At 58.7% G+C, this 24,058-nt stretch carries 17 protein-coding genes and 1 pseudogene; 10 read left to right on the top strand and 8 right to left on the bottom strand.

Annotated elements, in window-relative coordinates:
• Positions 1 to 339: 339 nt before the first annotated feature.
• The gene (locus HWX69_RS14820) at positions 340 to 1,020 is read right to left on the bottom strand and encodes a nucleotidyltransferase domain-containing protein (protein ID WP_178917839.1); all 681 of its coding nucleotides are present in this window, start codon (positions 1,018 to 1,020) and stop codon (positions 340 to 342) included.
• Positions 1,021 to 1,737: 717 nt separating this feature from the next.
• Here HWX69_RS14820 and HWX69_RS14815 point away from each other — a divergent pair.
• On the top strand, positions 1,738 to 2,802 hold the full coding sequence (locus HWX69_RS14815; RefSeq protein ID WP_178917838.1) for a transcription initiation factor IIB family protein: 1,065 nt from the start codon (positions 1,738 to 1,740) through the stop codon (positions 2,800 to 2,802).
• A 357-nt stretch (positions 2,803 to 3,159) separates the two neighbouring features.
• Here HWX69_RS14815 and HWX69_RS14810 read toward each other — a convergent pair whose 3' ends face one another.
• From HWX69_RS14810 to HWX69_RS14800, 3 genes are all read right to left on the bottom strand, one after another.
• Positions 3,160 to 3,918 carry a DUF3307 domain-containing protein gene (locus HWX69_RS14810; RefSeq protein WP_178917837.1) on the bottom strand — a complete coding sequence of 253 codons (759 nt, stop codon included), beginning with the start codon at positions 3,916 to 3,918 and terminating at the stop codon, positions 3,160 to 3,162.
• A complete protein-coding gene (locus HWX69_RS14805; RefSeq protein ID WP_178917836.1) occupies positions 3,915 to 4,577 on the bottom strand; it encodes a SatD family protein in 663 nt (220 codons plus the stop codon). Before HWX69_RS14805 ends, HWX69_RS14810 begins: the two co-directional genes overlap by 4 nt.
• Before the next feature lie 178 nt (positions 4,578 to 4,755).
• A complete protein-coding gene (locus HWX69_RS14800) occupies positions 4,756 to 6,075 on the bottom strand; it encodes an RNA-guided endonuclease InsQ/TnpB family protein (protein WP_178917835.1) in 1,320 nt (439 codons plus the stop codon).
• 269 nt (positions 6,076 to 6,344) lie between these two features.
• On the opposite strand from HWX69_RS14800, the gene HWX69_RS14795 reads away from it, so the two are divergent.
• From HWX69_RS14795 to HWX69_RS14775, 6 genes and pseudogenes are all read left to right on the top strand, one after another.
• Positions 6,345 to 7,271 carry an ArdC-like ssDNA-binding domain-containing protein gene (locus HWX69_RS14795; protein WP_178917834.1) on the top strand — a complete coding sequence of 309 codons (927 nt, stop codon included), beginning with the start codon at positions 6,345 to 6,347 and terminating at the stop codon, positions 7,269 to 7,271.
• A 241-nt stretch (positions 7,272 to 7,512) separates the two neighbouring features.
• Positions 7,513 to 7,890, top strand: a complete 378-nt coding sequence (locus HWX69_RS14790) for a DUF7718 family protein (protein WP_178917833.1) — start codon at positions 7,513 to 7,515, stop codon at positions 7,888 to 7,890.
• Positions 7,887 to 8,030, top strand: coding sequence for a hypothetical protein (locus tag HWX69_RS14785; protein WP_178917832.1), 144 nt, complete (start codon positions 7,887 to 7,889; stop codon positions 8,028 to 8,030). The genes HWX69_RS14790 and HWX69_RS14785 overlap by 4 nt, the downstream gene beginning before the upstream one ends.
• Before the next feature lie 82 nt (positions 8,031 to 8,112).
• Positions 8,113 to 8,235: pseudogene (locus HWX69_RS18175) on the top strand (DUF955 domain-containing protein); the annotation flags it as partial.
• A 65-nt stretch (positions 8,236 to 8,300) separates the two neighbouring features.
• Positions 8,301 to 8,666, top strand: a complete 366-nt coding sequence (locus tag HWX69_RS14780; protein ID WP_178917831.1) for a helix-turn-helix domain-containing protein — start codon at positions 8,301 to 8,303, stop codon at positions 8,664 to 8,666.
• Entirely contained in the window at positions 8,656 to 8,994 is a 339-nt protein-coding gene (locus tag HWX69_RS14775; RefSeq protein ID WP_246286523.1) for a hypothetical protein, read from the top strand. The genes HWX69_RS14780 and HWX69_RS14775 overlap by 11 nt, the downstream gene beginning before the upstream one ends.
• A gap of 127 nt (positions 8,995 to 9,121) precedes the next feature.
• Here the strand turns inward: HWX69_RS14775 and HWX69_RS14770 are convergent, their stop codons facing one another.
• Complete coding sequence (locus HWX69_RS14770) at positions 9,122 to 10,486, bottom strand: alpha/beta fold hydrolase (protein ID WP_178917829.1); 1,365 nt, start codon at positions 10,484 to 10,486, stop codon at positions 9,122 to 9,124.
• 441 nt (positions 10,487 to 10,927) lie between these two features.
• Between HWX69_RS14770 and HWX69_RS14765 the strand changes: the two genes are divergently transcribed.
• Positions 10,928 to 12,208 carry an RNA-guided endonuclease InsQ/TnpB family protein gene (locus tag HWX69_RS14765; protein ID WP_178917828.1) on the top strand — a complete coding sequence of 427 codons (1,281 nt, stop codon included), beginning with the start codon at positions 10,928 to 10,930 and terminating at the stop codon, positions 12,206 to 12,208.
• A 349-nt stretch (positions 12,209 to 12,557) separates the two neighbouring features.
• On the opposite strand, the gene HWX69_RS14760 is transcribed toward HWX69_RS14765, so the two are convergent.
• Positions 12,558 to 13,421: a hypothetical protein gene (locus HWX69_RS14760; protein WP_178917827.1), complete on the bottom strand. Its 864-nt coding sequence runs from the start codon at positions 13,419 to 13,421 to the stop codon at positions 12,558 to 12,560.
• A gap of 414 nt (positions 13,422 to 13,835) precedes the next feature.
• Positions 13,836 to 14,111, bottom strand: a complete 276-nt coding sequence (locus HWX69_RS14755) for a hypothetical protein (RefSeq protein ID WP_178917826.1) — start codon at positions 14,109 to 14,111, stop codon at positions 13,836 to 13,838.
• Positions 14,112 to 14,689: 578 nt separating this feature from the next.
• On the opposite strand from HWX69_RS14755, the gene HWX69_RS14750 reads away from it, so the two are divergent.
• Positions 14,690 to 15,505 carry a DNA-binding protein gene (locus HWX69_RS14750; RefSeq protein ID WP_178917825.1) on the top strand — a complete coding sequence of 272 codons (816 nt, stop codon included), beginning with the start codon at positions 14,690 to 14,692 and terminating at the stop codon, positions 15,503 to 15,505.
• A 175-nt stretch (positions 15,506 to 15,680) separates the two neighbouring features.
• On the opposite strand, the gene HWX69_RS14745 is transcribed toward HWX69_RS14750, so the two are convergent.
• The gene (locus HWX69_RS14745) at positions 15,681 to 17,063 is read right to left on the bottom strand and encodes an ATP-binding protein (RefSeq protein ID WP_178917824.1); all 1,383 of its coding nucleotides are present in this window, start codon (positions 17,061 to 17,063) and stop codon (positions 15,681 to 15,683) included.
• A gap of 474 nt (positions 17,064 to 17,537) precedes the next feature.
• Between HWX69_RS14745 and HWX69_RS14740 the strand changes: the two genes are divergently transcribed.
• Positions 17,538 to 23,996: a PKD domain-containing protein gene (locus HWX69_RS14740; protein ID WP_178917823.1), complete on the top strand. Its 6,459-nt coding sequence runs from the start codon at positions 17,538 to 17,540 to the stop codon at positions 23,994 to 23,996.
• Positions 23,997 to 24,058 lie beyond the last annotated feature (62 nt).

The raw sequence follows: 24,058 nt of genomic DNA, 5'->3' as shown, positions 1-24,058 counted from the left end.
CTTGTCAGTGGACTCCCCTTCTGCCATGACCTTCACGACATCCCGACCGGAAAACGTGCCGCGGGTCATCTATCGAATCCTGTCCGGTGGTCACTCGAAGGTCTCAGAATCTGCGAGCGAGCCGGACTCGGTTTCCTCGGGGGAAATCCCGAGTGCACGCAGGTCTTCCACCATCGGCTCGCCACCCTCGCCACGGTATCCGGTACGCCCCTGCGAAGCTGAATCACTTCGGCGTCGTTGTCGTTCGAGTCGAGGCCCGCTTCGTACTATGGCCGTCCCAGTTGGCCGCTGAACGCGTCTTCAGTATGAGTTAGTGCCTCCAGAAGGGCGTCCGGTTCGTTAGGCATCGCTCAGCACCTCGCGCTTGAGTTCCCGGAGCGTCTCACTATCAACGAGTGTGATTGCGTCGGTGAACACGTCTTCGAGGCGGTTGCCGTGCCCGCTGGCCGAGTCCGGTGTCTCGACGAGAATCTGGAACTCGTAGCGGTCACCGTCGAATCGTTCCTGCCCGAGTTCCGTCGCGAGTTCGTTGGCCCGGTGCTGCTGGCCGCGGTCGCCAGCCAGCACCCACAGATCGATATCGCTCTGTCGGTCGGCCTGCCCCCGAGCGACGCTGCCGAAGACGAGAACGCCCTTGACATCGTCGAGTTCTGCTTGGAGCCGGTCGAGAGCAGCCCGGACGGGCGGGTGAAATCCCGCCTGTGGAATCCGCAGAACTGGATCATCCGGCTTCGAAACGCGGGCCCGATTGATGCCAACGAGACGGCGGTTACCCTCTGTTTCGGTCACGACGAGATCGTTAGGCTCGAGGACATCGACGGCGCGTTTTACCGACTGGGCTGCGTTGTCGGTGAGGCGAGCCAACTCTCGGATGGTGAATTGCTCATAGGGATTCTCGAGTAACAGTCGGAGGAGGTCGTCGGTCGCCGCATGGCGGAATAAATCCGGCTCCGGCGTCGGTATGGGGAGACCGACGGTCGCCTGTTCCGTCTGGCCGACTGCATCGTTTTGTCCCGTCATACGTTACGTGTCTCGTCTTACGAGACAATAAGCTTCGGGTCGGAGAGAGTTCGTTCGCCTCCGTTCCGCTCAAACCTGAATTTCACTTAGGTAAAGCGGCCCGGAGAGGCGTTTGACGAGCTCCTCGCCCGGCTTGCTGTCGACCGCACTGAAGCCGACGTCGAAGCGCTGGCTGGCTTTGCCGATGAAGGGATCGAGCAACTCATGCGTGCCGAGCAATCGGCTTAACCAACACGTCCTTCAGACGTTGGTTAATCCGTCGATAGATTGGCCACTCACTCTCGGTTGTCAGCCAATTGGTCCGGGATAGACGGTTTTTGGTGCGAAGCGGTCGGTTCGCCGCGCTCGGCGCTGCTGGCGGTGCGCTCTCGCGACCGACCATTCCGGGCGTGCGGGCGCTCTCCGCACCACGAGCGCCCGTTCCGGGCTAAAGTGAATCTGGTCTCGACGCCAGCGGGTAAGCGCCGGGGGTTGCGCGCCAGTGGGTGCTCACCCCACGACGCTTACTCCGCTGGACGAGCGCACCGCTCAGGTCGCTCGCGCGCGGCTTGTTTCTTCCCCGTCTGTGGCGCGCTCTCGCTCGCGCCCAGGGGGCGCTCGCGAAGGCGCGAGCGAGAGCGCACAAGGCAGTCGTGACTGGTCGGTCGCTGTGGAAAAACCCGTGATAGGACACGGGGTGTCGGGCGCTCGGTGAGCGCCTTCGGGGTAGAATACCCAATGAATTCTAAGAAGGTAATCAAACTTGAAGATTCGGTCGAATCGGAAACGAACGAAGCGGACGCGGAGCGCGTCGTCGACGTGCGAGGTGCGTCGTGGCAGTCGCGGTGTCCGGAGTGTGAAGGCCGGGTACATCAGCGGGGCCACGAGTCGGTGTGTGACGAGTGTGGACTCGTCATCGCCGTCGAGACGCTGGATCGGACGCCGACGCTGAAGGACCATGCACCGACGACGGACGATCGAAGCGGTGAGTGGTCGTGTGAACCGACGAACCAACTCCGAGTGGATAAGGGTCTCGTGACGACGTTCTTCCTTAACACCGATGGGAAGGGCAATCAGCTGAGTTCCGAGCGGAAAGACCGGATGGAGCGACTGCGGCGGCGGCACAAGCGGTTCACGATGCACAATCGGCGGAACCAGCGACTCAACGAAGGGATGCGTGATATCGGGATGCTCGGGGCGAACCTCAGTATTCCCGAACACGTCCAGACGGATGCGAGCCGATACCTGAAAGCGGCCAAGCGTGAGCGGCTTCCCGGTGGTCGGATGCCCTGGGAGGGGCTGGCGGCCGGGGCGATGCTGTTAGCGACCCGAAACGCAGGCATTGAGCGCGACCCGGTGGACGTCGCCCAGTACGCGAAAGCGTCGCTGGATCGAGTGTGTGCCGGCGCGCGGAAGATCCGGCTCGAAACCGAGGTCGAAGCGCCACCAGTGCGTGATCGGGCGGTCGATCGGGTCGTCGCAGCGCTGGATGATGTCCTCGACGTCGAGGCGGCGATCGAGTTGGTACGCGTCGGCGAGCGGCTGCTGGAAGTGGCCGATAGGGAGGCCATTGGGTCGGGCACGCATCGGATGGCGATGGCCGGGGCGGCGGTGTACGCAGCCGATCGGCTGACGAGCGAGAAACATCTGACGCAAGCCGAGGTGGTCGCGGCGGCGTCGACGGTCGTCCCCACGTCGAAGAGCCAGATTCGAAGCTACTCGCGAGAAGTCCACGACATCGGGCAGGCACGGTTGCAGTCGCTGTCGAACGACGCGCTACCGGGGCTGGTGCAGGCCGACTGAGGGGTCCTCTCCTTCGTTTTTTGTGGCCACCACGCCACGCCCACCGCCCCACCCACCGCTCCGTGCTCGCTCGTGCTCACGGCTCGCTTCGCTCACCGATCGCACAGTACGAGACGCTCCCTGAGGTCGCGTCTCGCAGTCGCTGCGCGCGCAGCCACAACCTCGGTAGCGACGACGTCCAAGCGACGGTCGCAACAGCGGGCGTAGCACCGTGAGGTTGCTATCTGCTGTGGGCCATCGAACGGCTGAATAGCAAGTCAAACTCGCTGTGAGGGGCAATATCGCTTTGTTCGCTCGCCCACGTCGATCCGCTGAACGCGAGCGGCTTCGCCCCCGACCCTGCAATTAATCGTCCCGTCAAACGAGGACCGACACCAGCCCGACGAGCGCGATGGCGACGAGCACACTGGTGAGCGTGCCGACGAGGAAGTACTCGGCAAAGGGCTGTTTCTTCAGCTCTTCGAAGCGGGCGATCGACTTCGCGGCCACGACGAGCCCGACCGCGCCCCACAGCCCGGCCACGCCGAGGAAGAGGATGATCCACCGTTCGAGGCTCCCAATGAGCGACCCCGCCTCCAGTTCGTCCTCCGAGTCGGGGATCGGATCCTCGTCCGGGAGCACGCCACGGACGATGGCGTTCCCGCCCTCGTGGGCGAATACGAACACCGCGAGGTAGACCGCTCCCGTGGTCACCGCCGCCCAGGGTAGCTGGGTCACGCCGCGAACCCCGGTCAGCAGCGGTGTGAGGCGCCAGACACCGGGGGCAAGCAACGCCCACCCAGCGAGGATGACCAGAAGATGGGCCAGTTGGTCACCGAGAAACAGCAGTGCCGACCCGCCTTTGCGCTCGCGGAGCTGCGCCGAGATGGCGTCGATGGGGAGATGGAGCAACCCGATCACCGCGACGACCACCACTGACTGGACGGTCAACAGCGGTGCGAATACGGCCACGTGGACGAGCCAGACGATGCCCCAGTGGGTGAGTAACGGCCGGAGGCGGTGTTTGGCCATCGCCAGGGCGTCGGTCTGGAACACGAAGTCACCGAGGACGTGGCCCAGCACGAGCAGTGCAAGCGCGGTCCCCGCCGGGCCAAGCCCGGTCAGCCACCCGCTCATGCTCGTTCCTCCTCGAGCGCCGCTTGTAACTGGTTTCCGAGGGACGCCTCGGCCTCGCGAACCTCCTGGACGTGCCCTGAACTCAGTGATTCACTCACCGTGGATTTCGAGACATCGAAGCGCTCAACGACGCGTTTCTGGGTGCCCTCCGCTTTGAGGGCTCGCGCGAACTGCGCCTGCCGATCCGTCCAATCTTCACGGACACACTGTACCAGGTCGAACATCGCGTTGACGTGGGCCACTAGCTCGCTCGACCAGCCATCGACTCGGACCCACGCCCCCGCGTCTTCGGCCGCTTCGATCGCCTCTCGTGCCCGGTGGAAACACGGGCCATCCATCCCGATCGCCTGGGTCGGGTTCAGCTGCGTGTCCAGCGCCCCGACCCCGATGCCGAACCGGAGTCGAGCCGGGTGGAACTGGTCGCTTACCGAGACCACCGCTTCGACGGCATCGGTCGCCTCTCTCAGGAGCGCCTGGAACTCGTCGCCCGTCGTGACGGTGAACTGGGAGGCGATGGATCTGTCCGGGAACTCGTCGTTCAGCGAGTTGACCACCTGCTTGAACTCCTGCTGTGCTTCGCTCCGATCTGCGAGCTCCCGAGACCCACGGATGTCCCCGATGACGGCTACGAACATGGCGTCGGCTTGCTTCTTGGGCATTTGTTCGCCTCCATTACCGAACTCGGCGTTGGTTCGGTTTTTCCACCGAACTATGATGAGTGTTGTGGTCAGAGATGTATTCGGCTATTGGGGCGAACAAGCTTCGTGTTCGCCGTTGACATCCTCCCGCGCCTGAAGACGCGGGAATCCCACGGTACCGCGCCGCTGGATTGGGATATTAGGGTTTGCAGTCTACCACCTCTGTCCGAGGTTGGAATCCTCGGGAGAGGTCATGAAGGTAGACTCCGGGCTGTGCCAACCAGCCGGTACTCCTATCGCCACCCAAGCTGGGTGGAGACTCGGAGTTACTTTGATTGATGTCGAGACGGATGTTCTCCGCCCCATTCACGTCCGCATTATAGGCCGCATCACACGGCTCACACACGTACAATCCGCGTTCGACACGCTGAGTCTCGTCTTCTCTACCGCAGACGCAACACGTCTTGCTCGTGTCACGCTCGGACACCTCTACGACTTCGATGCCCTCGACTTTCGCTTTGTATTCGAGGATGTTCGAGAACCTGTCGAACGCCCACCCGTGCAAGTCAAGGTTCCCATGCTTCCCCCAGTTCTTCGACTCGCCGTTGTCGTCCTCTCGAACGCTAGCGAGCTTCCCAACGTTGATTTGTCCAACCTCTTGCTCGACACACCGTTCAACGATGTGTTTGGCGAGGCTGTGGAAGAAGTGGGTGCGGCGCTCCGACCATTTCGCGTGGAGACGAGTGGCTCGTTCGCCCCCCGAATCGTCGCACTTGGCGACTTCCTTCGGGAAGTAGTACCCGTCCTGTTTCAGGCGATTGCCGGGGTACAACTCAGCCTCCTCGGTGCTGTACGCGACCGCCGCAAAGTTACAGATGCCGAGGTCAACACCCGCTGTTTCGTTGCCGGGTGCGTTGGGCGTCTCGATTTCGTCTTTGCAGACGAGATGGAGTTCCCAGCGTCCTTTCGCCTTGTCGTAGACTGCACGGACTTGTTGTAGGTTTTCGACGGTGACACCGGGTCGTGTCTCGTATTCAACAAGGATGTATTCCCACGCCTTGGGGTGTTCCTTGTGATTCGCGCCTTTGGACAGACGAACACGATTGTTTTTCGAGTCGTGTTTGATGCCGTTTTGCTTCCACGTCACCGTTGACCGAGGGTGTTCTTCGTGGACACGGCGGCCCTGTTGGTCGTAGTAGTTTTTCTTGCGGTAGCCGGGCGGATTCGCTCGGTCGTCAGACTTCCTCTTGCCGTACCACGAGTTGAAGGCTTCAGCGAGTTCCTCCAGAACGCGCTGACTGGACTGACTATGCAGCCCCTTGTACTTTGGATGAGTCTTCAACTCGTCTTTGAGGTCGCCGTGGTCAGGAATCTCGCCCGTGTTCTCCCAGACTTTGCGGGAGTGGTAGTTGGCGACGTTCCAGAGTTTGCTGGCATCCCATCCATGCAGGTCAAGCATCTCAGCCACCTGGCTGTGGTTGAGGATTTTTGCTCGGTGGGTGCGATGGACTTCCAGCATTCTGAACGCCTGTATAATCGATTATAATCGTATCTCTTGTAAAGATTCGGAATGGGAATGGTGGAATATCCGAGCCTGCCATCGGCGGTGGATTGTGGAGGGGGTGTCGGATTCATCCCGCGCCTGAAGGCGCGGGTATTCTCCTTGCGTTTTATATCAGAAGTCGTTGGCTGTCACGTTGGGACCGCTTGAAACGGTGAAGTTTGTTTCGCCCCGACGGGTGCGGGGCGATTCGAGTCGGTCCGCGTGCCGTTGTTTCGGTGATTCTGATGGCTACGTCCAGTGATCCGTCGGTCTCGTTCACCGAGTCCGATACACGATCCGAGGAGATGCACAGTACGATCGAACAGTGGGTCGAGGACCTCGTCGCGGCAGTCGACGACGCACAGGCGAGCGAAGCGTTCCAAGCGTGGCTGGATGCCCAGAGCCAATTCCACGACTATTCGTATCGAAACACGCTACTCATCAAACAGCAATGTCCGGAGGCGACACGCGTCGCGGGCTATCGGACGTGGCAGGAGGAGTTCGATCGGCACGTCACAGAAGGCGAGTCAGCCATCTGGATCTGGGCGCCGATCATTGCTCAGCGGTGTCCCGAATGCGAGAATTCGCCATCCTACCACGAACAGATCGACTGTGAGTACGACGAGACCGACCCGGAGGAGTGGTCGCGCGGGCTCGTCGGCTTCAATCCAGCGCCCGTCTTCGATGTCTCACAGACAGCGGGTGAGCCCCTGCCCGAGCTGGAGACAGCTGCGACGGGCGAGGCCGGAACGCTCGTCGGGCAACTCACCGACGCCGCTGCGGCGCTGGACGTAACGGTTAACGTGGTTGCTGCCTCGGCGTGGCCGCACCCAGATGCTAACGGCGTCTGTACGTATCCAGAGCATCCTGACGAGACCGCACAGGTGAAGGTGCGTGATCGGCCGAACGAGGCCGACCTCGCTCGGACGCTCATCCACGAATATGCCCATGCCCTGTTGCACAGCGATGTCGACGACGAGACGGAACGGGCGAAGCGAGAAGTCGAAGCCGAGAGCGTCGCCTACGTCGTCGGTCGCTACCTCGGGCTGGACACGAGCGGGTCCGCGTTCTATCTGGCCGCGTGGGAGTCGGACGATCCATCGGTCGTCCGGGAACGGCTCGGACGAATCAGCCGAACGGCAGAACGGCTTATTGACGTGCTGGAGGACTAGCGCCACTCGAACCACTGGTCAGTCGTGGAGAAAACATAGTACGGCCGCTGCTGGGCGTCACGATTCGGGATCCTTCGACTACGATGCATGATAGAACACGTAGTCGATCCGCGCAAGGACCGCGAGCAATAATGCGTGAAATGGGCTGTGTATGAGACCCTGAGACGGATTGAAACACCAAATCCAGAGGTGGCAGTAGTGTGTTGGACCGCTTTTAACGAATGCCCTCAATGGGTTCGATATGGGCGCTGAGTCGCCGCGGGACTACGACCGAGAATACACGAAGCCACTCTCGGATTCGCTCCGGATTCGAATCGGCTTCAGCCACAGCCGCGGGAAGGTCATCCGATTCGTCGTTCAGTTGGAGTACAGACTCGAGAGCAGCTGGCGTGAGGTCGTCCGCTACGACCACGACCCAGTCAGCGACTTCGGACATGATGTCACTGAGGAAGGCCTCCACATCGACATCTATCGCAACGGCGAAAAAGCCCGATCCGAGTACGTTGCGCCGCCAATGCCGGCCGACCTTGCCCTTGATCGCGCCGAAGACCATTTATCCAAGAACCTCGAAGGATTCGTCAAGCGGTTTGAATCATGGCACGGGATCAACAGCCGATGACTGAAGAAGAACTTGAGGAGGCCACTCAGAAGCTCGAGGAGCTCCGTGAAGAGATTCGAGAAGACTTAGCCGCCGATTTGGGCGGGGACCCCGAAGACTATGACGCCACCCGCCGCCCTGTCGCCGATGGCGGCGAGTGATATTGTGAACGACCTGGGGGTCAAGCCTCGAGGCCCTCGCCTTTCTTAGCGAAGTTTGTATCGCCCCCGACGGGTGCGGGGCGATTCGAGTGGGTCCGCGTTCTATCTGGCCGTGTGGGAGTCGGACGATCCATCGGTCCTCCGGGAACGGCTCGGACGAATCAGTCGGACGGCAGAACGGCTTATCGACGTGCTGGAAGAGTAGCGCCAGCCGAACCACTGGCCAGTCGTGGAGAAGGGCTTAGTACAATCAGTACATATCGATACATGATGCCGATCAGTACAGATCGCTTCGAGGAGATTGCCGAGGACGATGATACACCCGCTCCAGGGACGAACGCCGAGGCAATCCTCTCGTTTCTGCGGTCGAACGCCGACCAGGCATTCACCCAGAGCGAGATTGCCGATGGCACGGACGTCAAACGTGGCTCCGTCGGGCCGACGCTTGTTCGGCTCCGAGAATCGGGGCGCGTCGACCATCGCGGGCAGTACTGGCGTATCAGCGACCACGAGCGAAGTCTCGATGCTGCACTCGAGCATGCTGCGGCCGCTGCTGGGCGCCACGAGTCGGAAACCTTCGACTACGATGCGTGGATGGAGCACGCCGTCGATCCGCGCGAGGACCGTGAGCAGTAGCGCATTCCAGCGAGGCGATGTCTTCTGGGCCCCGGATCCGTTCAGGCAGCATGCAACCCTTCGGCTATGGCTCGTCCTCGCCGCTGACTCGCTTCCGTATGCTGGCGAGGAGTACATCTGTGCCGCCCTGACGACGAGTGATCTCCCCGAGAACCACGAGATCGGGGCGGACTGGATCCGTGGTCGCGACCCGTCGAAGACCTCGTACTGTTCTCCCTGGGTCGTGGCGACGATCAAACACCAAGCCGTTGCTAACCCACAGGGTGAAGTGACGACGGCGTTCGCAGACCGGATGATCGATGAGTGTACGGCGTACCTCGATTCCTGAGCAGTTGTCAGCTACCACTGCTCGGACACTCCTTGAGGGGATTAGTGACGCTCACAACTGGGACGCGAACAGCTACCTGCAACGCGCTCGTTCGCTGCTTGAGGGATCCTAATAGAACATCGCGCAGTTACCGATTCGCCTCGACACCGAAGTCTTCAGGGGCGAACACATCAGGTAATGGTTCGTCTCGAACCCCACGGATATCGTCCAACACTGGTTTGATGTACGACCGGAACAGTTCCGGGCCTTCAGCCATCGGGAAGTGCCCGATAGCCTTCATTTCGTGTGCCGACGCCCCCTCGCCAATTGCCTCTGCTGCCACTCGTGCATCGTCCGGATTGGTCAGGTAATCGTACTCGCCGTTCAGCAGATACATCCGAGTCTGGGTCGCGTCGATATCGTCGGCTGAGTCCCGATAATCGTGTTCGACGGAATAGTAGTAGAGATCGCCCTTGAGAACACCATTTGCGCCCTGTTCGTAGTTGTACAGCGTCTCTCGGCGAGCCCACTCCGGGGAGTGTGGCGCCATCAATCCCCACGTCGCATACGAATTGACGTCGTTCGCGTTGACGTGGGGATGGGCAAGCCACCCGATGTAGAAGCCAGGGGTGAACAGGCCTGCCTCCAAGCCGATGAGCGCCCGGAATCGATCGGGGTACCAGTCGGCAAGCTCCATCGTGATCGTCCCACCCATACTCGATCCGATGAAGACCGGCTCATCGAGTTCGAGGGCGTCGGCAATCGAGACGATCGTCTCGGTGAACCGCTCTCCGGTGAGGTCGTACTGGTCGGCCCACCACGACTCACTCGACGGAGGCACCGACTTCCCATGCTGTGGGAGGTCGTATGCGATGACGCGGAAGTGCTCCGTGATCTCGTCGTCGTTGAGCACGTGCCGCCACTGAGAGTTGTTACAGCCAGCCGTGTGCTGACACAACAGTGGAATCCCATCTTCGGGACCATTCGTCTCGTAGTAGATCCGGTGTGTGATCCCGTCCAACTCAACATTGACGTACTTGCCAGTGATTTCATCGGTTGGTTCCGATGGCCGGTTCGTCCCTTCCGTTCGTGGCGTGGCTCCGTTCTCGGTGGTCCGCATCAGATCGAGCGCTCGCTGGACCGACCGGAAGTTCTGGAAGACCGCCTTGTGGTCACCGACGATGTCGAAATACCCCTCTTCGCCCTTGACAGCCGTCCGGTAGAACGAGGCGAACAGTTCGTTGTGGTGGGCCGGTGGAACCTCCTCGACGAAGTGCTCCCACGCGTCGCGTGCCCCGACGATGGTGAACGCCCACGAATCGTCCAGCCCCGGTGTTCGAACGTCCTGTACCGCCCCGTTGTGGAAATCAAGGAGGTGGTTCTCCTCGCCGACCGCGATCACGAAGTTCTCATCGAACGCATCGCGGCCCTGCAGCGTCATTTCGGGGTCTTCGTCAACGACGTCTCGATATTCGTCCCACCACTCCTCGCTCAGAAAAGTTGCTCCTGTCATTGGTTGTCTCCCGTACTCACGCGTGCAAGCGTAGCTACGAGAGCGAGACGTTTCGCGTGTAATTAGTTAACAATTGGGTCAGCGGTGAACTGGGAGGGTGCAGTCGATTCGTCCAGTGTGTTGTAGTTGCTAACGGCGTCCACCAATCGAAAGCCCTCGACGCGGCGGCGGTCGCTACGCGAGATATCCTCGTTGCCTCGGATAGCGCCCGCGTAGCGACTACATGAACGCCGCCGTATCTCGCCCTTTCAGTCCGCCAGGCACCACGGGGCTCGAGTCACGAGGCTGTCCACGATGGATTACGGAAAATCAAGGAGAAAGCCCCGCCCTTCAGGGCGGGGATGAATCCGACACTATCTTTCACTAACCACGTTCGATGGCAGGCTCGGATATTCCACGCCGATCCATACTATTAAGTAATATTATCAACATAGGTTACGTATGGCGAAACAGGTCGTCACCCGCACCTACACTGCTTCCATACGGAACCAGCTACCGGTGTCTGACGACCTCGATTCGCTTGGGTTCGCAGCCTCGAAACTCTGGAACGTTGGACGGTGGGTCTGTGACAGAGTGTGGTCTGAGATCGGCCACATCCCCGGTCACAACGAGCTCACCTCGTACCTCAAGTCGCACGAACGCTATGATGACCTGCATTCTCAGTCAAGTCAGCGGGTCCTCCAAGAACTCGCTGAAGCGTTCACCGGCTGGTACGGTAAACGACGCAACGGAGACACGAGAGCCAACCCACCGAAGTACCGCAAACAGGGCGACGAACACCCGCGTTCGACAGTCACGTTCAAAGCCGCCGGATTCAAACTCGACACCAAATACAACCGAGTTCGGCTCAGCAAAGGCTCGAACTTGAAAGACTACTGGTCTGACTTCATTCTGTGCGAGTACCAGACTCGTCCCGACGTTGACCTCTCCACCGTGGACAACGTTCAACAAGTCAGAGCCGTCTGGACTGGTGACGAGTGGGAACTGCACTTCATCTGCAAGGTCGAAATCGAAGTGAGCGAATCGCCCGGTGAGAAGACAGTGGGTGTTGACCTCGGTATCAACAACTTCGCCGCACTCGCCTACGAAGACGGTCGCAGCGAGTTATACCCGCTGAACTGCTTGAAGCAGGATGACTACTACTTCAGCAAGCGACTCGCCCAGTGTGACGATTCGGACTCCGAGCAGGCCATGCGACTGAACCAGAAGAAGGCGGCTCGCCGTACCCACTACTTCCACACACTCTCCAAACACATCGTTCAGCGGTGTGTTGGCGAGGGGGTTGGAACGATTGTCGTGGGCGACCTCTCCGGCATCCGTGAGGACAAGGAGAACGGTGAGTCAAAGAACTGGGGGAAGCACGGCAACCTTGACTTGCACTCGTGGGCGTTTGACCGCTTCACCGACATCCTTGAATACAAGGCCGAGATAGAAGGTATTTCGGTTGAAGAAGTGTCTGAGCGGGATACGTCGAAGTCGTGTTCGTGCTGTGGTCGGAAGCGTGACGCAAACCGTGTTGAGCGTGGGTTGTACGTCTGTGATTCGTGTGATACGGTGGCGAACGCGGACGTAAACGGTGCGGAGAACATTCGACAGAAAGTATCTCCGAGTCTCGCCTGTGATGGGGGAGATAGGAGTAACGGCTGGTTGGCACAGCCATCGACGTATCTGTTTGACAAGGAAACTGGTGCGTTCGCACCTCAAGAACAGGTCACGTCGTAAACCACAATATCCCAACGCGGTCGGGAATCCTCGCCCTTCAGGGCGGGGAGGATGTCAAAGAGATTGGAGCAGTACTTATGAGCGTTGAGATGCAACTTATCGGTAGAACGAATCGTAGCATCGGCACGAGAAATAGTGCGAAAAGGGTTTAACCCCACGTACCAACCGTGTGGCCACGAACTGTATCCCGACCAACCATGACACTCGAAGAAACTGTTCGCGTGCTTGAACGCGATCTCGACATGACGCAAAGCAGTCGGGTCGAAAATACCGGCCGATCCCTCGCCCATCTCCGCGACTAACCTGTCGTTTTCTTTCATAGTAGCCTGAAACCCTTCCGACTCAGTGATTAGTCCATTTCTTGAAGTCGTTCAGCGAACTCCACTTTGTCGAGTGGTGCACCGTTTCGGAGTTCTTTCGTTCCCGCTTGTTTGAGTACTGTTTCAGCGAACGCAACACTTCGCTTCGTATGATACTCGGCATAGTGTTCGAGAGCCTTCCGCGGGTGCATATCTAGATCATACTCATTGAGATGGATTCGGAGCCCGTCCTTCCGCTCGACCACGTTACAGCCGTACTCGTTGAGATAATGAAACCGAATTGTGTTCCGACGCACCGTGATGATCTCTTTTGACTCTTCGATGTAGTCGTTCACCCATCCTTCCCAGTCATACTCTTCAGTTGCGGTAGCAGGCATGTCGAATTGCGGAGAGATTGCTTGGTAGTACAAACTCAGCATTGCGAGGGAGGTGCGGTGGTTTGCATTCGGGAGTGAGTGCCGGAGGATGAGACACGAGACGAGTTCGCCAGCTGTCTCCGTTACCGAGTCGCCCCAATGTACCCTATCGAGGGCTTCGGGAATCTTTTTGACCTCTATATCCTTGTATGCTGCCAGTTTCTCGTTTTCTTCTTCATACTTTTCTTCGATAACGGATTCAAGAAGTCGGAGAATACGAGTGGTGATAATCTGATTCGCCCATTCCATATCAGCGACGCTCTCATAGATATCTAAGTCAACATCATCAGCAACTTTAGGGACGATAGTCCCGTGATAGACGACATAGACGGTGCCATTGAGGTCATATTCTTCAATTTGATAGATATCACGTTCGCTACCCCCGGTGCGGTCTTCGGCAGCCTCGAAATCATGAGTGACGTAATCGATAGAAAGCCGTGAATCCTCGGGATGATGATAATAAACCGTCGTACTCATCGGTGTATAGAATCACTAATACACCGTTTAATATGTAGCTTTTCTCCGGCGAACGGCTATACGAGATAGTGGGCTGATTGGTGGGCGAGTATGGGGTGTCGCCAGCCGTGTCAATCAGTTTCTATCCCGTACGTGTCACTCATACAAAGGAATACTCAAAAAGAGAATCGGGTTTTGATATCTCTGTAGCAAGCGCTTCGGGTAAGGTGTGCGGCAATCCGGTCGAGAATCTCCGTATTGATGGGGCCGGTACTGGGTGAAGCCGCCGGGGAATCAGACATCGATATGACTGGGAGTCCGATTTGTAGCTGGGATATCATGCTCTGCCGCGTCGAACAACGCCGCTGGCAGCGTTGTGCCATGCCGCGTCAGTATCGTGGTCGGCGTATACCACGCCCGTATCGATGAGTACTGTCATCCGTAGAGGATGTCGTCGACGTAGTCTTCGTCCGTCTCGACGCCGGAGCTGATCCGACCCGCTTGTATCGTCTCTTTTTCGGCCTCCGATAGCGGGACCGTCGACTCACGAAACGAGTCCATAATCGCTTCTCGGGATTCGTAGGCATCGTTGATGAGGCTGGTCAGAAGCTCCTGTTCGGTGACCTTCTCGCCAGTCTGGAGTCGAATCTCAGCTTGCAACTCCTCGAGACGGGATTTCGCCTCCTCGTCGATGTTGACCGGCGGTGCCATAGCAGTAGTAGTCCCTGAAACTCTGTAATCGTTTCTACGACCGTTATGGTGGCATCGAACCTCGACCGCAGAAGCACGGAATCGGTACCCTTCGTCTTAACCAACAACTCCCGAGTATGTTGGTTAATTAGCAGACGTGTTTTCATTCGTTAGCTGGCCGGCTGGAATCGACGGTTACCCCGTGAGTGGTAGCCGGCTCGCCGCGCTCGGCGCTGCCGCCCTCCACGCGCTCGCGACCGACCATTCCGGGCATGCGGGCGCTCTCCGCACCGCCCGCGTCCGTTCCGGGCTGAAGTGAATATGGTCTCGGCGCCAGCGGGTAAGCGCGAGGGGTTGCGCTCCAGTGGGTGCTCACCCCCCACGCTTACTCCGCTGGACGCGCGTTCCGGGCGGTCTCACCGCGCGCGGCTGGTTGTGTGCACCGTCTGTAGCGCGCTCTCGCTCGCGCCCAGAGGGCGCTCGCGAAGGCGCGAGCGAGAGCGCGCAGTCGTGACTGGTCGGTTCGGTTCCGTGGAAAACCCGCGAGTGAGGTCGCGGGCGTCGGACGCTCGGTGAGCGCCTTCGGTCAGTGAAGACCAATGCAACGTAACAACCCGATTCGTGAAAAGGTCTCGGTCGAACAGGAATCAGAACAAGAAGCAGTCGAGGAAACCCCGGAGCTGCGCCCCACGGTTGAACTGCAGACCCAGGCGAAGATTGACTCGGACGTGCGTGATGCGATTGCGGCGGCTGACGAACAGGACCACCCCCACGGGATGACACTGGAAGCCCAAGAGAAGTGGGAAGCGCGAGAAGCCGAAAAACAGCGGACTCGTGAGCGCGAGGACCGCGCCCAGACGAGTCGGCGCGAGGAACTGTGCCGGGAGATGACGCAGGCGAAACACTGTGGGTTGTCCAGTGAGGCAGATCCACGTGAGCAGTTAGACATCGAGACGCGGCGGGAGGTCGAGAAACAGGCCATCCGGTTGGACGGGAAGTGTCGCGGTGGTCTCGGTGTCGAAGCCATCGAACGGGAGTTGGCTGCCCGTGTCGAGAGCGGTCGGTCGATGCAGGATGCGGTGTTGGACATGGTCGATGACGTGCAGGCGGCGCCGGGGGCGATCGTGGCACTCGGGAAGTTGGAGCAAGTCGGTCGCAAGTGGGTGGATATCGAAGCGACAGTCGAGACGCTGTGGGAGCCCAGCAGTCCCTCGATGCAACAAGTTGGCTTGCTGGAAGACGAGACAGGGAAAACCAAGCTGACGGTGTGGAAGCGCTCAAATCAACCCATCATCGCCGAAGGCCAGACGGTTCGCATCAGGGATGCGGCGGTGAGCTGGTACCGAGGGCGGGCGTCACTCGCACTCACCGGGCGGTCGACGGTCACTTTCCCCGAACGAGCGGCTTGGTGGTGAGCTCGTAGGCAGCTCTTTTCTTTTTATTGTGACCGCCACCCACCAACCACCTCCCCACCCACCGCTCCGTGCTCGCTAGTGCTCACGGCTCGCTGCACTCACCGTTCGCACAGTACGAGACGCTCCCTGAGGTCGCGTCTCGCAGTCGCTGCGCGCGCAGCCACGACCTGTGGATTCAAACCAACGTTTCGAGCTCGCCAAGGCCGAACAGCGACCAGTTGTTGTCTAGTTCGTCGCCGAGCCCATCAACGAATCCGCTTTTTGAGAACACTGCAAACTCCTCGGTTCGGTTGTCTGGCCCCCAGCGTACGTGTTCGGCTTTCTCGCGAAGCTGTGAGACGAGCGCATGGCCAACCGGTTCGGAGGTCCACTTACATTCAGCGAGCAGCAAGCGGTCATCATCGGGCGCGAGACCGACGATATCGATTTCGTCTTCGCCGTACCACCATCGCCCAACTTCGGAATACGAATCGAGTTCAGTACGGCGAATTGCTTCCCAGATGGCTTCCTGACAGACATCTTCGAACGTCGTCGCGACGTGGTCGGGGAGGTTCGGCTTGATCGTTCCATCATATACGATCCCCGGAGCCTCTTCGATGCTGGAGCGGTTCGGTTCGACGAAGCGAAACCAAAACCGAAGGAATTCATCAGCGACATGATACCGCGACCGCTTAGACTGCTTTGCTGAAGCAGTGACGGGGACTTCCCGGTCGATGAGCCGGAGCCGTCGAAGCGTCTGCAGGTACTTCGACAGCGGACCGGAATCGATGCCGGTTGCGCCAGCGATCTCCTTCGGTGTCGTATGTCCTGTCGCAATCGCTTCGAGGATGCTTAGATACCGTGCGGGGTTGCGCAGCTCGGTTCGGAGCAGGAACTCGGGTTCGTTATAGAGCATCGCCGTCCGGGTGAGGATATGGGTCTGAATGTTCTCACCGAGGGATGTGGTGTAGTCGAACAGCGTGAGATACATTGGAGTGCCGCCGGTGATGGCATACGACCGGATGGCGTCCGTGAGATCGTATCCGATTGCCTCGCGGGCCTGCTGAAACGAGAACGGCTGGAGGTCAATTTGTCCAGTTCGACGCCCGTAGAGTGGGCTTTCGTGCCCGAGGACATCCGACTCCATCGTGCTGACGCTGGAGCCACATACCACGAGCATCGAGTCAGTGTGCTGGAGTTGTTCATCTATGAACGACTGAATGTAGGACGGAAGCGAATCGTTTTCCGCGATCAAATACGGAAACTCGTCGATGACGACGATACACTGTTCTGCGGAGAGTTTCTCCCCGAGATAATCGAAGGCTTCGTCCCAGTCATCGATACGGGGGACGCGGTCATCGAAGTGGGCGGCAATTTGATCGACGAATTTCTCACGCTGTCGGTGTTCTGCCTCCTGGGCGGCGAGAAAGTAGACGTGCGGCCGATCACGACAGAACTTCTTGAGGAGTTCCGTCTTCCCGACTCGACGCCGACCATAGACGACCTGGAAGCCGTGGCCCGGTGACTCGAATGTCGTCTCGAGAGCGTTAAGTTCCGCTTCCCGATCGTAGAAGGTCATACTCTGGATAATGATTATTGTGATAATGACTTATACGTTGTGCCTATTCGGACTGCATACGTTATTGTTTATTGGCCCCTGACGGGCAAGGGGGCGCTGAAAAAGCGTGTCTCATGACTCGAAAAAGCCCCCGAGAAACCTCTACGCGAAGACCTTCGACGGAAAAGTACAGTAAACCGACCTGTCTGTAGGCTGGGTCAGGGTCGGCAGGGGTTACTTCCCCGACTGATGAACGCGTTTCGATATCACGGAACGTACGATCGGTCGGCTGATCGAAATGGCTGAAGTTCGTTATGTACTACCATGCCCTGTAATTACAGAAACAGGTCGATTCGATACGTTTCGGTTGCTACCGGCGAGGAGTGTCTCGATTCCGTATGAATTATACTATATCCGGGAGCCCGCTACAATACGAACGTGATGTCTGCGTGATGTAGGTCCGTTCGACATATCGATGGGTGGAAACTGAATACGATGCTTTCGAGAAACGCGAACGAGTTCATTATTAATTGTATTGTATTGGCACTTCTGCTGACGCTGATTCCTATTGGCGCGTTACTAGGCTCGGGACCAGTGGACGCAAATCCGGGAGATCTGAACCAGGAGCTGGACGTCTCTCCGGAAAATTCCACGTTACCACCGGAGGGCCTCTATCCGGTGACTGTCTCCCTCTCGGTGGGCGAGGGGTCGTTTCTGTCCGGAACTGAACTCAAGGATCCCACACTGGAGGTAGCGGTCGAGGGGGGAACGATCCACAGCATTCAACCTACGGACTACACGAACGCATCAATAGGGGACGACAACAGGTCAGGCACATTCACTGGTCAGAAGTTCCGGTCCGGAACCGAACACCAGGCGGTCGTGTTGGTATCGCCGAACACGGATGCTGAGACGGTCTCGCTGACCACGACTGCCAGCGGCAATGGCGCGGAGACGCAATCCATCGAGCAGAATTATTCGGTGGGTTCGACGTCACTCAATTCCTCGTTGGCCGAACGTGCCGACGCACGTGCCCAATTGATCTCCTCGTACCGGACCAGTTACGAACATCTGCTTACGAACGACCCCTGGAACGAAACCGTCGACCAGTCGATGCAGGACGCCTTCGCAACAGTCGCCGTCGAACAGACCAAAGGGTTGGTACTGAGCCAAGTGTCCTTCGGTGTTGGCGGCGTTTCGATGTCCGCCGACGACGTCTCCTCGATCTATGGCCTCTCTACCGGGCAGTACAGCGGTGGAACGGCCGGGGAAATCGCGAAACTGAACACCAAGTTGGTGAACAATCTCCACAGCAGGATGGACCAGGATCGGGTTCGGCGAGCAGGGACTTCTGACGAGGCACTGGCGTCCCTGGAGGCGGCGTACAGGGACGAGGCCAGAGCCTGGCGAGCGGGCGATCGACAGAATGCCTCCGACGCAATCCAGACACAGCGATCCGTTCTCGGGCTCCAGTCAGATTCTACAGACGCTCAACTCTATCAGGAGTCCCAAGCGCAACGGGACGCGGCTCAACGTTCGACAGGCTTCGGCGACCCGAACGAGGATCTGGCGACGTACTTCAAATCACTCAACTCCTTTGCAATCGAGGAAGAGACGGCAGCCCAGAACCGACTCCAGTTCGTCAAGGATCCAGCGCCGACCGTCCGGACGCAGCGGTCGAGTGAGGCGATCAGATCCGACCTAATGAACGATACCCGAACGAACGTGACGTTCGTTGTTTCGAACGGCGAGTATGCCGGGCTGACGAGCGAACTCGGCTATCTTTCCGTCACCCACGCTGACTCGCTGAACGTCACCGGGGTACACGGTAATGGAACGCTTTCACAGGAGTATCGGGACAATCTGACAAACGATGAAGTCACCACCAGAGATGGCTCTACCGAACCAATTTCGACCCCGCTACTGGACGTCTGGGGGCAGTATGAGCCTGGACAGACTCGCAACATTACAGTCACACTCGAACGCGAGGGCGACCAAACACCCTGGCTCGCCTATCGTGCGGCGTTCGAACCAGTGTTCGCACCAAATGACGTCTCTGAAGACGAATCACAGGGCGTCTTCGAACGGTATCCGAACACCGGTAGTCAGGACCAGCAGGGATGGAGCGTTTACAACATTACTGAGGAGCCGGCTCGTCCGCAGCCGGCAATCGATATAACGCCGTCCCACCCATCAGCCACCGATGCGGAGCCACCGTCCCAGCCGATAGTCGGCGGCGAGACCACACTCGATGCCTCGGCCTCGACGGCAGAGGATGAGATCGACACGTACGACTGGCAGATTGATACGGATAACGACGGCACCTACGAGGAGTCGACGTCGGGACGGACCGAAAACGTGACTTTCGAGTCCGGAGGTACGAAACGGATCCAACTCGAACTGACCGATACAAACGAAAGGACGGTATCCCGGACTATCGACGTAGACGTCCTCAGCAAATCACCCCGTGAACGCACCCGAACGATAGATATCATGGCGAATCGGACGTATCCGGAACCCGGTGGCAGTATTCAGTTCGACGCGCCGTCTTCTGTCTCCGACATCGCGTGGACGGTCGAGAAGAACGGCTCTGAGATCGAATCCGGATCTTCAGGCTCGTTCCGGCCGGAGTTGGCCGACTCAGGTGTCTATCGCGTCTCGTTCTCGGGTGAGGTCGATGGCACGCCGATTGACCGGGAGTCGGTATACACCGTCGCTGCACGCGAGGAGCGGATCGCATCGCCGCAGGTGTCAGTTGCTGCCCCGGAGCATGTGGAAGCCGGTGCGGCGGTGCCGTTCGATTTCGAGGAGTCTGTCCACCCGCACCCGAATCGAACGATCCAGTCGTATGAGGTAGAAATTAATGGCACCACCACCGAAACGTCGTCGACTTCGCTCGACGATACGATCGATTCTCCCGGCGAGTACATCTTCAACGTCACGGCAATCGGCAGTGCGGGCAACGAATCCACCGTGACGCGGCCGCTCACGGTAACACAAGCTGATAAACCGAGAACCCGCTTTACGAGGACCCAAGGTGGGTCCTCCCCTGACGCGATCACGTCGACAGACGATGGTGGGTACATACTCACGACCGGCAGTGGTCTCACGAAGGTCGCGAGGAATGGAACCACGGAGTGGTCACGGAACTACGACATCATCGAATCGGGCGGCTTTGAATCCGTCATCGAGTTGTCAGACGGTGGATACGCTGTGGCAGGCCATACGAATAATATCGATTCGGACGATACCACGGATCGTTCAGGTGCAGTGTTGCTAAACGTAGCAGCGAACGGGAGTAAACGCTGGGACCGAACCTATGGGGCACACGATGACGATAGTGCCTCTGACCTCGTCGAGACGGCGAACGGCGGGTTCATCCTCTCTGGAACAACGAATACGTACGGCAATACGAGTTGGGATGCCTGGGCGATAAAGACGGACGAGGAGGGCGTCGAGCAGTGGAACCGGACATATGGGCACGGAACCCACGCCACCATCGAGACCTCGGAGAATGGTCGCGTCGTGCTTGGAGGCAGTAACGCATCGATGGCCGTCCTTCGAGAAATCGGGCCTGAGGGGGACGAAACGTGGGAACGAGGCTATACGGGGTCGCATGTGACCTCCATCGACAGAACGCCCGCTGGTGGATTCGTTGCGGCTGGTGAATATCCACTGCAGGATAGCTTCTACGCGAAAGCGTGGTTCATGAAAACCGATATGGACGGTGATGTCCAGTGGAACCGAAGCTACGGTACTAGCGGGGATGATGCTGCTGAATCGGTCGTAGCGAGAGAGGATGGGACGTACGTGTTCGTGGGGCGTACCGAGTCGTTCAGCGATAGTGACAAGCCAGATGCATTTGCAGTTAAAACAACCCGCTATGGTGAAACCCTCTGGGAGGAGATCTACAGTGGTGGATACTACGACGGTGGGTATGCGGTATCAGAAACACGTAGCGGCAATACGGTCTTCCGAGCCGAACTTAGCAACGAAGGAAAGGTCATTGGGCTCAAGGACGGAATAACCGCTCGTCTTTCAGGCCCGAATGACACCCGGGTCGACACGCCGGTTGTCTTCGATGCAGGGGGCACGAGTGGCGACATCGATACCTACCGATGGGACCTCGACGACGATGGAGATGTCGAACGGAACACTACGCAGGCTCAACTGGAGTACACCTATTCCGAACCGGGTGTATATCCGGTGACTGTGGAGACGGTTGGTGACAACTATACCGACAGCGTTAGCCGATCGATTGTAGTTCGGCCCAGCTACGAGTCCGTGCAACCCCTCGGTGGCCCAGATTGGACTCACGAGGATGGCAACGCGGCAGGAACAGCATCGAATCCCGACGCGGCTGCGCCGCACGGCAGTGCCAGACAGATCTGGATGCACTCCCCATTCAGCAACGAGGGGTCGATATTCGGTCAACCACTCGTCGCCAACGGAACGGTGTACGTCAAATCCCAGGACGAACTCGTCGCCGTCGACGCGGCCACCGGAGATCGTCGCTGGAATCAGTCGAACGAGCACGGGCAGTCGATGTCGGAACCGATGATCACGGACGACACGCTGTATAGCTTCGATGAGGCAGAACACAGTGGCTTCCTACTCCGATCTCACAATCGCTCAACCGGGGTGATTGATTGGACGACAGAAATTGACCGGCCGAACCAAAAGCTGGCGACTGAGACAGGCGTCTACATCACGGACCACAATACGACTTACAAGTACAATACGAGGGGAGGCCTCGAATGGCAGACGACGATACCTGGGGAATATGGCCTTGAGGATCTCACATTGGCCGGCGATTCGTTAATCTTCGAGAACACGTCACATCTCCACGCACTAAATCGGGACAACGGTACGATCGAGTGGACGGCCAAATCCAGACAGGCTACACATACGAGCCTCGATGGAATGGTCATCGCGGAGCACGAGGAGTTCATTGCTTGGGATAGGGAGCAGCAGCGAGAGATTAGTAACCGAAATGTCACCGGTATAGACGCTGATTCCGGGACCAACAAATGGTGGTTCAACACGTCACGAGATGCGCGCGTGCAGGCGGTCGCGGATGGGACGGCCTACATTACAACCGGTGATACCATCCACGCAGTCGACATCGAGAACGGCACGCGTGACTGGCGGACCGAGACCGATTCGCTCGGCCGGCTCGTCGTTGCCGACGGGGAGATATACGCTCGAACCGGGACGGATTCGCAGTTCTTCCCGGAGCGGAATTTGACGATGTTCGACGCGGCAACCGGGGAACAAACATGGACGTACCACAGCGAAGAGTCCATTCGGGATTTCGTTCCGGCTGATGGTCGATTGTATCTCCGTGTTGGTGATGGGTATGAGCAACGGCTCGCCGCAGTTTCCGAAGGCGCTGTCGCCGAGAACCTAACAATCAAGCATTCGCGAAATCCTAAGGCGAACGAACCTGTCGAGTTCAGTCTCGAGCACTCGAACTCGCCGTCGATTGAGTCCTACGAGTGGTCGTTCCCGGATGAGGGAAGTACTGATGCAACGCCGAATTACACGTTCGACCGCAGCGATACGTTCAGGGTCGAAGTGACGATTACCGATCCGGACGGCCACAAGAACACCGCCATACGGACAGTCTCAGTAGATTCGGAAGGGAGTACATCGACACCGACGCCCACGGCGACGCCAACGCCTACTGCGACACCAACGGCAACGCCTACGCCTACTGCGACACCAACGGCAACGCCTACGCCTACTGCGACACCAACGGCAACGCCTACGCCTACTGCGACACCAACGGCAACGGCAACGCCTACTGCGACACCAACGGCAACGCCTACGCCTACTGCGACACCAACGGCAACGCCTACGCCTACTGCGACACCAACGGCAACGCCTACGCCTACTGCGACACCAACGGCAACGCCTACGCCTACTGCGACGCCGACGACAACGGCAACGCCTACTGCGACACCAACGGCAACGCCTACGCCTACTGCGACACCCACTGAGACGGAAACGTCCACCGCGACGCCAACGAAAACGCCTACAGCGACGCCAACGGAAACGGAGACGACCACACCCACTGCGACGGAAACGCCCACCACGACTCAAACAGCGACGCCGACGGCAACAGCAACGCCTACTGCGACACCAACAGCAACGGAAACGCCCACTGCGACGCTAACGAAAACAGAGACGCCCACACCCACTGAGACGGAAACGCCCACCGCGACTCAAACAGCGACGCCGACGAAAACGGCAACGCCGACGACAATGGAGACGACGGCACCGGCTAACAACGGTGGCAGAGGCGACGCCAATCCATCTTCAGGCGATCCGGAACCCGAGACTGATGATTCGACACCCACTCCGTATACCGAGCCCGACACGGCGAATCAAACGCATGTTACTGAAGAGATTTCGGCCTCGAACGGTACTGCAGCGGTAACCTTCGACAACGATTCGATCAGCGTGGTTAGCATCGAGTTCAACGAATCCACAACTGGTGAGGTTGCTGTTCAGCCAGCTACCGAGACGGACACGCCTGCTCCTGGTGAGGAGCTGGCCACTTACGACATCGAGGTTCCGGATGCGGCCACCGATTCGGCCGGTGAAATCAGATTTGAGCTATCGCGGAACGAAACAGAATCCACAAACGCCGATGATATCACGGTTCTGCACTACGAGAACGATGAGTGGCGAACACTCAACAGTACGGTCGAAGATACCGAGGATGGACTCGCGGTGATTGCTCGCACAGACGGGTTCTCACCATTCGCTATAGTGGCTGATGATCAACAGTCCACACAATCGACTGCGACCACGACTGTCAGCCAGTCACCGACCGAATCTAGCCCGACAGCGAGTCCAGAGTCCGATCCCCAATTCGGATTCGCCTTCGGAGCTATCTTTATCGGGCTTCTCCTCGGAAGCTGGTTGGTCATTCGCCGTCGCGCGTGACCGATTGAGGTCCCCGGCCGCTAACGACTGCTGTTTTTTAGCCCCCGATAGGCGAGGGGCGC

This window comes from Natronomonas gomsonensis (genome assembly GCF_013391635.1).
Classification (GTDB): domain Archaea; phylum Halobacteriota; class Halobacteria; order Halobacteriales; family Haloarculaceae; genus Natronomonas; species Natronomonas gomsonensis_A.
Note: the sequence above shows the minus strand (reverse complement) of the source record. Positions and strands in the feature narration are given on the sequence as shown.